General features: G+C 51.0%; 6 protein-coding genes and 2 tRNA genes. 5 read left to right on the top strand and 3 right to left on the bottom strand.

Going from position 1 to position 7,242, the window contains the following annotated elements; genetic code table 11:
- Positions 1-104: 104 nt before the first annotated feature.
- The 3 genes from WCV72_02290 to WCV72_02280 form a co-directional block, all read right to left on the bottom strand.
- Positions 105-179 (bottom strand) — tRNA-Phe (locus tag WCV72_02290).
- A 6-nt stretch (positions 180-185) separates the two neighbouring features.
- Complete coding sequence (locus WCV72_02285; GenBank protein MFA6458197.1) at positions 186-440, bottom strand: GIY-YIG nuclease family protein; 255 nt, start codon at positions 438-440, stop codon at positions 186-188.
- Between the two features lie 118 nt (positions 441-558).
- Positions 559-2,730: a polyribonucleotide nucleotidyltransferase gene (locus WCV72_02280; GenBank protein MFA6458196.1), complete on the bottom strand. Its 2,172-nt coding sequence runs from the start codon at positions 2,728-2,730 to the stop codon at positions 559-561.
- 137 nt (positions 2,731-2,867) lie between these two features.
- Between WCV72_02280 and map the strand changes: the two genes are divergently transcribed.
- The 5 genes from map to WCV72_02255 all read left to right on the top strand — a co-directional run bounded on the left by map (position 2,868) and on the right by WCV72_02255 (position 7,037).
- Positions 2,868-3,641 carry a type I methionyl aminopeptidase gene (map, locus tag WCV72_02275; GenBank protein MFA6458195.1) on the top strand — a complete coding sequence of 258 codons (774 nt, stop codon included), beginning with the start codon at positions 2,868-2,870 and terminating at the stop codon, positions 3,639-3,641.
- Positions 3,642-3,764: 123 nt separating this feature from the next.
- Complete coding sequence (locus WCV72_02270) at positions 3,765-4,550, top strand: inositol monophosphatase family protein (GenBank protein MFA6458194.1); 786 nt, start codon at positions 3,765-3,767, stop codon at positions 4,548-4,550.
- Between the two features lie 113 nt (positions 4,551-4,663).
- Positions 4,664-5,149, top strand: a complete 486-nt coding sequence (locus WCV72_02265) for a hypothetical protein (GenBank protein MFA6458193.1) — start codon at positions 4,664-4,666, stop codon at positions 5,147-5,149.
- A gap of 221 nt (positions 5,150-5,370) precedes the next feature.
- Positions 5,371-5,445, top strand: a tRNA-Asn gene (locus WCV72_02260).
- Positions 5,446-5,741: 296 nt separating this feature from the next.
- Positions 5,742-7,037, top strand: a complete 1,296-nt coding sequence (locus WCV72_02255; protein ID MFA6458192.1) for an ammonium transporter — start codon at positions 5,742-5,744, stop codon at positions 7,035-7,037.
- Positions 7,038-7,242: the final 205 nt, after the last annotated feature.

Genomic DNA, 7,242 nt, shown 5'->3' with positions numbered 1-7,242 from the left:
GCCGATAATTTTCGTGGTGGCCGGGGGCGGATTGGAACCACCGACGCAAGGCTAATTTTGACAGCCAATCCTTCGCTCGGCGAAAAACGCGCCGATAATTTTCGTGGTGGCCGGGGGCGGATTTGAACCACCGACGCAAGGATTTTCAATCCTTCGCTCTACCCCTGAGCTACCCGGCCACATTATTATTTAATTATCTCACCACAAGATTTCAAGAATTCTCTACCAACTCCCGTTTTTAAATATTTCTCTCTCTTTAGTGCCTCAGTTTTATTTTCGAACTCCTCTTTGTGAATTAGTTTCCATGGTCCTCGTAGTCTAGTCCAGCCTCTTTTCTTGCCTGTCGGATTTGAATGTTCTTCTAATCTTCTTGCAAGGTTTTGTGTAAAACCAATATATTTTTTACCTGCTTCGTTTTGGATTATATAAATTGTGAACATTTCAATTCAATCCTTCGTCCGCCGCGGCGGACTACCCGGCCACAAGATTTCAAGAATTATTTGTTTGCTCCGACTTAAAAGCGAGGCGGATTTTAACCCGCCCCGCGTATTTTGAAAATTAAAATCTCCGAGGTGGTCGTCCACCATTCCCGGCTGGGCGCGGCGGTCGTGGTGCGCGTTGCATTTCGACGCCGTCAATAATTCTCGTCAGATTGATGCGACCCATCGCATCGACCTCGACGACCTTCACACGAATAGCATCGCCGACTTTGACTGCGTCTTCGACTTTGTCGATACGATTCGGCGCGAGCGCTGAGATGTGGACCATGCCGTCTTTGCCCGGGAGGAATTCGACGAAGGCGCCGAAGTCCATGGTGCGCACGACTTTGCCATCGAACTCGTCACCAACTTTTGGTTCGTAGACAATTTGGGCAATCCATTTTTTCGCCTTCTCGCCAGCTTCACCATTTGGCGCGGTGATCGTGACGATACCGTCATCGTCGACATCGATTTCGACGCCGCACTCTTTCGTGATCTTTTGAATCGTCTCGCCGCCTTTGCCGATGACTGTGCGAATTTTTTCCGGATCGATTTTGATTGATTCGATGAGCGGCGCGTATTTATTCAACTCTTTCCTCGGTTCGGCGATGGCCGCGATGATTGCGGCGCGAATCGTGTCGCAGGCGACGGTCGAGCGCGTCAGCGCTTCTTTCAAAATTGCCGTCGAGACACCTTTCACTTTGATATCCATTTGCAAAGCCGTGATGCCTTTCTCCGTGCGCGCGACTTTGAAATCCATGTCACCGGCGAAATCTTCGTAACCCTGGATGTCGGTCAAAATTTTGTGCGTCGTGAATTTGCCTTCAGCATTTTTGTCCGTCACCATGCCCATCGCGATGGCGGCGACCGGCCTCGTGATTGGCACACCCGCATCCATGAGCGCGAGTGTCGAGCCACAGACCGAGCCCATCGAGCTCGAGCCATTGCAGCTCAGAGTCTCGGAAACGACGCGGAGCGTGTACGGGAAAACTTCGCGGGCGGGGAGCACTGGCAGGAGCGCGCGCTCGGCGAGATCACCGTGACCAATTTCGCGGCGACCCGGACCGAAACGACGACTTGTCTCGCCGACGGAGAATGATGGGAAATTGTATTCGTGCATGTAAAAACGATGGTAGTCCTTGTCCATCGTGTCGACGATCATCGCTTTGCCTGGTCCACCGAGTGTCGCGATGGTGAGGATTTGCGTTTCACCGCGATTGAAAAGTCCGGTGCCGTGAGTGCGTGGCAGCACGCCGACCTCGGCGCTGAGCGGTCGCACCTCGTCCAATTTGCGCGAGTCGATGCGCAGGTCTTTTTCGAGAATATTTTTGCGCATGTTTTTCTCGAAGTGCGAATTCAGAATTTCCTTCAGTTCGCCTTCGGAGAATTTCGCCTCGGCGATTTCCGCAGCGTACTTCGTGAGCAATTTACCTTCGAGCGCGTGAATCGCGCCTTTGATTTCGGCTTTTTTCGTGCCGGCGATCGTGTCGAGGTCGGCTGCGGTGATTGTTTCCGCGACGGCTTTTTCCGCTTCCGCATTTTTCGCTGCGACGGACAATTCAATTAGCGCCGGGCTCACTTTCTTTTTCAGTTCGATTTGCAGCTCACAGATTTTTTTAATTTCACTGTGGGCGAGTTCGAGTGCCGCGAGCATTTTTTCATCCGAAATTTCTTTCGAGCCAGCTTCGACCATCGTGATCGCGTCGAGCGTACCGGCGACGGTCAGGATGAGGTCGCCAGTTTCTTCTTCCGCGTAAGTCGGATTTACGATCAATTTGTCATCTTTCAGTCCGATGCGGACTGCACCGATTGGTCCGGCGAATGGTGCACCCGAAACCATCAGGGCTGCACTCGCAGCATTCATCGCGGTGACGGCTGGATCGACTTCGAGATCGATTGAGAGGACGGTCGCGATGATTTGAACTTCGTTCGTCGTGCCTTTCGGGAAAAGCGGACGAATCGGGCGATCAATCATTCGGCTGCGCAAAACAGCGGCGTCGCTTGGGCGACCTTCGCGCTTGATGAAGCGCGAGCCTTTGATTTTGCCTGAGGCGTAATATTTTTCTTCGTAGTCACAAGACAACGGAAAAAAATCTGCGCCAGGGCGACCGGCAGCGACGACGACCGTCGCGAGGACGACTGTGTCACCGAGCGAAACGACCGCCGAACCGGTGGCCTGTTTCGCGAGTTTGCCCGTCTCGATGACGAGCGGGCGGGAAGCGACTGCTCCCGCGACTTTCTGGGGTTCCATTGTGGAGGGGGTTAAGCTTGTCCCCGCGAAAGCGGGGATCCTCCGGAACCGAAAGCGAGTGGCGAAATAATTCGCGGCTCGAATTTCGACTTCGGAGTCGCGAGCATTTTACCGAAAAGTTGCGGTAAAATCGAGGCGTGTCAATTTCAATCAAAAGTCCAACTGAGATCGCCGCGATGCGCCGCGCGTGCCATATCCAATCCGAAATCCTGAATCAAGTTTGTGTGGCGGTGAAGGCGGGGATTTCGACGGCTGAGCTGAATGCACTCGCCGAAGATCTTTGCCGCGCGCGCAAAGTTATTCCCGCGTTCAAAAATTACCACGGCTTTCCGGCGGCGATTTGCGCGAGCGTGAATGACCGCGTTGTGCACGGCATTCCGAGCGATTCTGAAATCCTCCAAGACGGCGACATCATCGCCATCGACTTCGGCGTGATTTCCGAAAAGTTTTACGCGGATGCTTGTCGCACGATTCCAATCGGACAAGTCTCCGGTGAGGCGGAAAAATTAATCGAGCGCACGCGTGAAAGTCTATACCGCGGAATCGCCGCGGCGCGCGCCGGCAATACGACCGGGCACATCGGTCATGCGGTCGAAAGTTTCGTTCGACAATTCGGTTACTCGCCCGTGCGCGAGACAGTCGGACACGGCATCGGTCACCATTTGCACGAAGATCCCGAAGTGCCGAATTGGGGACGACCGGGGACTGGTGTCGCGCTGCGTCCGGGGATGACGATTTGTATCGAGCCGATTATTAATCGCGGGACATCTGAAATTTTGACAGAGCCAGACGGCTGGACGACGCGGACGGCTGACGGCAAATTGTCCGCGCACTTCGAGCACCAAATTTTAATTACCGCAGGCGAGCCGGAAGTGCTGACGAATTGGGACAGCGTAAGTCATAAATCATAAGTCATAAGTACTTAATACTTAATACTTAATACTTAATACTTAATACTTAATACTTAATACTTAATACTTAATACTTACACTCCGCTTCTTTATTCTTTTGGCTGAATCCTTTATCCTCTCCAGGTGAATTTAATCGAAACGCAAAAGTTCGCGGAAAAGTTGGCAGTGGCGGCTGGGGAAATTTTGCTGCAGAAATTTGGCAAAACCAAAATCGCGGTGCAAAAGGGCGCGCACGATTTCGCGACGGATGCTGATCTCGCGAGCGAAAAAATGATTATCGCGGCGATTCGGAAAAAATTTCCCGAGCATGACATTCTCGCTGAGGAAAGTTCTAAAGACTATCAACCATCAACTAAAAACTGCTGGGTGATCGATCCGCTCGACGGCACGAAAAATTTTCACTTCGGTTTGCCGAATTGGTGCGTCTCGATTGCGCTCCAGGAAAACGGCAAATCAATCGTCGGCGTTGTCTATGCGCCGATTACGCGGCAACTTTTTTCCGCACGACGGGGCGGTGGCGCGAAAGTGAATGGTCAAAAAATTGCCGTCTCTGCGACGCAGAAAATTTCCGACGCGCTCATCGTCGTCGAGATTCCGCGGCGGCACACTTCCGGCAAACGCTTCCAGCAAGATGTCGCGGCATTCACAAAATCGCTCGAAAAAATTCGGCGCGTGCGCGCTTTCGCATCGGCGGCTTATGATCTCTGTCTCGTCGCGCGCGGCGCGGCGGACGGCTATCTCGACTTTTCGCGCAATACCAAAATCTGGGACATCGCGGCGGGGGAGCTCATCGTGCGTGAAGCCGGTGGAAAAATTTCCGATATGACGCTGCCACATTTGAAGTTTCCCGACATTTCCGTCCTGGCGACGAATGCGTATCTGCACGCCCAATTAAAAAAGTTTTTGTAGTGCGTGGAATTTTTCGCTAAAATTTTCACAAGCAATGTAGACGGACTTGCTTTTGGGCTAGCTCGTTTGTAAAAATGTAGTAAAATTTCCACAATTAATTTAATCAATTTCCAATGACTAAAAAAATTTTTGTACTCGCGGCGCTCACACTTTTGCTCGCTGGTTGTTCGACCAATCAAGACATGGGAAATACCGACGAATTAAAATTGGATGATCTTGGTTTGTTGGAGGAATCAATTACACCAACGACTGGCGATTTGCCTGCGCCAACCACAGTTCCGAAATCCGGCAGCGGCAACAAAGTAATCGGCTCGTGCAATTCCATCGAGGCGCACAGTGCTTGCATCGACTACATCGGATCAATCTGGACTTCACAAGTCATTGCGGCCAGCTGCAATAGCGAACAAGGCATGGTTTTTTCACCAGAAGCCTGTCCGGCCGACAGTGTCGGTGGTTGTCAGATTGGCGGTGGCAGCGACAACGAAATGGTGACCTGGTTTTATAGTTTCGGCGCTGAACCGGTCGGAGCTGGTGTTGTTCAATATTCCGCAGCTGCCTGTAATGCCACTCCTGGTGCGGTTTGGATTGAAGCGAAATAGTATTTGCCCGAAAGTGGGTTCGCTCGTAAAATTACGCGGCTCGTTTAGAAGTAGCCGAGTTTAGGGGACATTCGGCTCTCAAACTCAATTCACACTCACATTCGGGAGTAGCTCATCCATCCTACGCTTTCATCCGCCAAGGCGGACTCAAGCTACGGAGGATTACAACACAAGAACCCTGCTTTAATTAAAAGATTACTAAAATAAAAAGTATTGTATATTCGGGAGTAGCTCAGTGGTAGAGCGTTCGGCTGTTAACCGAAATGTCGCGGGTTCGATCCCCGCCTCCCGAGCCATCTAGTTTTACGCGCCAGCTTTGCTGACACAAAGCCTGAGTCATTCAGCTTTTTCCAGTTCACCACAGAGCAGTGGAGGATTTTTTCCGCGTGTCTAAAATCTTAAATCAGTGGATTTTGTCGTAAAAAACTTGCCAAATACGCATAAATTATGCATAAAAAGCAATAGAATAAAAATTAAGTCAAGATAATTCTCTTAATTTTTTTTAAAATTAGGATAAGATTACTCTGTTTTTTAAAAAATTCGCGTAAATCTATTCCTATAATTAGAATTTTATTCTTTAATCAAAATTACCATGAAACTCTTTTGGAAAACGGCCTTCGGTTTGGTCTTCTTGGTTGCTCTCCTTGGAGTTTTTTACACGCCCGCGCCGCAGAGCGTGATTGGCGAAGCGGTCAATCCGGCAGATGTCGCGTGGATGCTCACTGCCACGGCTTTGGTGCTGCTCATGACGCCGGGACTTTCTTACTTCTACGGCGGCATGGTCAGCAAGAAGAATGTGATTTCGACCATGCTCCAAAGTTTCATCGCGATGGGCGTGATTAGCATTCTCTGGGTGGTCGTCGGATTTTCGCTGGCTTTCGGCGACAGTCTCGGTGGCATCATCGGCAATCCACTCACTTTCTTCATGTTCGGCGGCGTGGGTCTCGAGACGCATCCCGCGCTCGCGCCGACGATTCCGCTGATGCTGTTTGCTTTTTTTCAGCTCAAATTTGCCATCATCACACCGGCTCTTATCACCGGCGCTTTTGCTGAGCGCATGAGATTTTCCTCCTACATTCTCTTCATGATTTTATTCACCTTATTCATCTACACACCACTCGCACACATGACCTGGCATCCCGACGGTTTGCTGCGTCAGCTGGGAGTGCTCGATTTCGCGGGCGGGACAGTGGTGCACATGTCGGCGGGTTTCGCCGCGCTCGCGGGTGCGATGGTGCTCGGTCGACGCAAATCTCATTTACGCCGAGAAAAAGCTGGTCCGGCTTACATTCCTTATGTCCTGCTTGGTACGGGTCTGCTCTGGTTCGGTTGGTTCGGCTTCAATGCCGGCTCGGCGCTCGGTGCTTCTGCCACAGCCGTCCTCGCTTTCGCGACGACGAATACAGCTTCCGCAGCCGCGGCAATCACTTGGGTTTTTTGGGATGCGGCGCTCGGACGCAAACCTTCGGCACTCGGTGCCTGTATCGGTGCGGTGGTCGGTCTCGTGGCAATCACGCCAGCGGCGGGATTTGTCACCGTCGGTCAAAGTATCTTCATCGGCATGATCGCGAGTCTGGTCAGCAATCTCGCGGTGGCGTGGCGGTCCAAAACTAATTTAGACGACACGCTCGATGTCTTTCCTTGCCACGGTCTCGGTGGTGTCGTCGGCATGATCGCGACGGGAATTTTCGCGAAAGATGTGGGTTTGATTTACGGCAAGACCGCGACCTTCGAAATTCACATCATCGCGCTGATCGGCGTCGCCGCTTTTGCTTTCGTCGCTTCTTACTTACTTTTCAAAATTACGAATCTAGTCAAACCGCTTCGCGTCAGCGAGGAACAGGAAGAAATGGGTCTCGATCTTAGTCAGCACGGGGAGGCGGTTTAAGTCATTAAGTCTTTGAGTCTTTGAGTTGTTAAGTCTTTGAGTTGTTAAGTCATTGAGTCAGTTGGTTCGGAGGGTTCGGAGGGTTATTGGTTATTGGGTTCGGTGGGTCAATTGGTCAGTTGGTAATTTTCCAATTTACGGAATTTACAAATTTTCAAATAAATTCCAAATTTCAAAAATCAAAGAATTAAAACCACTGAAATTT

It is taken from the genome of Patescibacteria group bacterium (assembly GCA_041665585.1).
Taxonomy (GTDB): Bacteria; Patescibacteriota; Gracilibacteria; order JAHISY01; family JAHISY01; genus JAHISY01.
This window is presented reverse-complemented; position numbering and strand designations above follow the sequence as displayed.

Excerpts from the sequence above, each read along its gene's own strand:
- WCV72_02265 (MFA6458193.1), top strand. The coding sequence starts at position 4,664 with ATGACTAAAAAAATTTTTGTACTCGCGGCGCTCACACTTTTGCTCGCT.
- WCV72_02255 (MFA6458192.1), top strand. The coding sequence starts at position 5,742 with ATGAAACTCTTTTGGAAAACGGCCTTCGGTTTGGTCTTCTTGGTTGCT.
- WCV72_02280 (MFA6458196.1), bottom strand. The coding sequence starts at position 2,730 with ATGGAACCCCAGAAAGTCGCGGGAGCAGTCGCTTCCCGCCCGCTCGTC.
- WCV72_02285 (MFA6458197.1), bottom strand. The coding sequence starts at position 440 with ATGTTCACAATTTATATAATCCAAAACGAAGCAGGTAAAAAATATATT.